The sequence below is a fragment of the Allobaculum sp. genome (assembly GCF_047010065.1).
Classification (GTDB): Bacteria; Bacillota_I; Bacilli_A; order Erysipelotrichales; family Erysipelotrichaceae; genus Allobaculum; species Allobaculum fili.
Window position 1 is genome coordinate 1 of sequence record NZ_JBKXLD010000156.1, and the last position, 2,675, is coordinate 2,675.

Annotated in this window: 3 protein-coding genes; 1 reads left to right on the forward strand and 2 read right to left on the reverse strand. The window is 54.8% G+C overall.

Going from position 1 to position 2,675, the window contains the following annotated elements; all coding sequences use genetic code 11:
* Nucleotides 1–94: 94 nt before the first annotated feature.
* Together ACLUYS_RS09745 and coaBC are read right to left on the reverse strand one after the other, a co-directional pair.
* Nucleotides 95–895 carry a type III pantothenate kinase gene (locus ACLUYS_RS09745; RefSeq protein ID WP_230267168.1) on the reverse strand — a complete coding sequence of 267 codons (801 nt, stop codon included), beginning with the start codon at nucleotides 893–895 and terminating at the stop codon, nucleotides 95–97.
* Nucleotides 879–2,123, reverse strand: coding sequence for a bifunctional phosphopantothenoylcysteine decarboxylase/phosphopantothenate--cysteine ligase CoaBC (gene coaBC, locus ACLUYS_RS09750; RefSeq protein WP_230267169.1), 1,245 nt, complete (start codon nucleotides 2,121–2,123; stop codon nucleotides 879–881). The genes ACLUYS_RS09745 and coaBC overlap by 17 nt, the downstream gene beginning before the upstream one ends.
* A gap of 253 nt (nucleotides 2,124–2,376) precedes the next feature.
* On the opposite strand from coaBC, the gene ACLUYS_RS09755 reads away from it, so the two are divergent.
* Nucleotides 2,377–2,675, forward strand: a 299-nt coding sequence (locus ACLUYS_RS09755; RefSeq protein WP_412659771.1) for a glycerate kinase, incomplete at its 3' end; no start/stop codon positions are given.

Sequence of the window (2,675 nt, forward strand, 5' to 3'; positions counted from 1 at the left end):
GTTCCTGGTATTTCTTCTCGTCTTCTGAAACAGGCTGTTTGGAATCTGCCATATTCGCTACCTCCGCGAATTCAGTATAGGCAGATCCGCTTTTCTAGGCGCCCGCTTTTGCCTGTGCTCTTGCCTTCTCGTATTCCCGGGTTCGCTCATACACCGTTTTGAGCCCCTTGAAAATCAGGTTGGGATCGTACACATCGATATAGTCGGTGTGCTGGCAGATCACACGGCCAAGACCGCCGGTGGCGATGACTTTGAAGTCGCCGCATTCCTTGCGGAAGGCTTCCACCGTTTTTTCAAAGCCGCCCAGGAACTGGTAGAAAATTCCCGCCTGCATGGCCGTCTGGGTGTTGCGTCCCATAACGGAGCGCGGCTTCTTGATTTCGACTTCCGGCAGCTGGGCGGTCTGTCCCCAGAGGGCGTTGGCGCCGCTTTCGATGCCTACGCCGATGGCACCGGCTTTGAAGACGCCGTCCGCATCGACATAGTCGTACGTCGTCGCGGTTCCAAAATCGACAACCAGCAGCGGCGTTCCGTATTCCTGAATGGCACCGGCGACGTCCGCAATACGGTCCGCACCGACGGAGCGCGGGTTTTCGAGCTGAACGCTCACGCCGGATTTGACGCCTGGACCGATGACGAGCGGCTCGATGCCGATGAATTTGACAATGCCGTTGCGGAAGGAGTGCATCACTTTCGGGACAACCGAAGAGACGATGACGCCTTCGATCTGTTCCGTCTTGATTTTGGCGTTTTCCAGGAAATAGTGGAGCATGAAGCCGTATTCGTCGCTTGTGCGGCGCACTTTGGTGTTCATACGGTAGGTGCAGATCAGGTCGTCCTGATCGAAGACACCGATGGTGATGTTTGAGTTTCCGACATCAATGCACAGAAGCATGGTCGTGTTTTCCTTTCTGGATTTCGAGCATCGTCAGCAGAATCTTACGGCCGAGCTCTTCTTTCGTCTGGAGGGGCAGATGGGACAGGCTGTCTGGAGTCATGAGGGTAACGATATTGGTATCGGTCATGAAGCCGGCGCCCTGGGTGTGGAGATTGTTGGCGACAAGCAGGTCGCAGTTTTTCGACAGCATTTTTTCTCTGGCATTCGCGTCGAGATTTTCGGTTTCCATCGCAAAGCCGCAGAGCACCTGATCGTCTCGCTTATTCTGGCCAAGGCCGCGCAGAATGTCCGGGCTCTTAACGAATTCCATCGTCAGCGTATCGCCCGATTTTTTCATTTTCTGCTCATGCGTTGTGGCAAAGCGGTAGTCGGCAACGGCGGCGGCCATGATGATGAAATCCGCACTTTCGGCCTGTTCCTTCATCGCTTTTTCCAGATCGAGCGCGCTGACAATATCGATGCGTTTCACATTTTCTGGCGTAGGCAGATGAACCGGGCCGGCGACGAGTACAGTGTCCGCACCAAGTTTGGCGGCAGCTGTCGCAATCGCAAAGCCCTGCTTGCCGGAAGAATGGTTGGACAGAAAACGGACGGGATCGAGCGCTTCCTGCGTCGGACCGGCGGAAACGACCACGCGCTTGCCGGCTAAAGGCAGAGGTTCGAGAGCAGCAGATGCTTCTTCCTGATTGTGAAGGGCGCTCTCGATGTGCGCAACGATCTCTTCGGGTTCAGCCAGACGGCCTTTTCCCGTTTCGGCGCACGCCAGCATCCCTTCACCCGGTTCAATAAAGGACCAGCCGCGTTTAGCGAGAGTGGCAATATTGGTTTGCGTTGCCGGATTTTCATACATGTGGACGTTCATGGCCGGCGCAGCCAGAATCGGACACATGCAGGCGAGCAGCGCGGAAGAGAGCAGATCGTCGCCGATACCGCAGGCGGCTTTGGCGAGTATATTGGCATCCGCCGGCGCGATCACAAACAGATCGGCGCGGCGGGCAAGTTCAATGTGCGGAATGAGTGCTTCGTGCGTGCCGTCAAACTCATCGACGTATACATCGCGGTGCGAAAGTGCCGCAAAAGTCAGCGGGGGCACGAAGGCGGCGGCATGCCGGGTCAGAATCACATCGACCGCATAGCCTTTTTTCGTCAGAGAACTGACGATCGAACAGGCCTTGAAAGCGGAAATGGATCCGGTCACGCCAAGTACAATGGTTTTCTTCTCCATAATTTATCCTTTAATGATCGAAAGCCGTGTCGGTTCGCTGTCAGTCTTTAAAAGCAGAGAACTTCAAAAATGAAGATCTCCAAAAAGAGCAGACAGGAAAAGCGACCTGAAAAAAAAGAGAGGTCTTGCAGGAAGACTTTACAGGTCCCAAGGCTTTTTAAAATTATAGCGGGATGGAATGTAATCCCCAAATCATTTGTCAGAACACGCGGATTTACACAGAGCGCATGCGGACGGCTGGTATCATGAAACCATGAAAATCTTTATCGCCTCGGACTCCTATAAAGGCTGCATGAGCAGCCGGGAGGCCAATTATCGAATTGAAAAAGGCATACACAAAGCCGACCCCCAGGCCAAGTGCAGCAGCTTCTGTATCAGCGACGGCGGCGAAGGGTTTGTCGAAGCGTTCGCGCAGGCGTTTCAGGCGCGTGTGGAAAAGGCGGAAGCGCACGATCTGTATGGACGGCCGCTGACCGTCAGCTACGCCTGGCAGCCTGAACGCAAAACCGTCTGTGTGGAAGCGGCGTCTGTTCTTGGCCTGACGCTCTATCC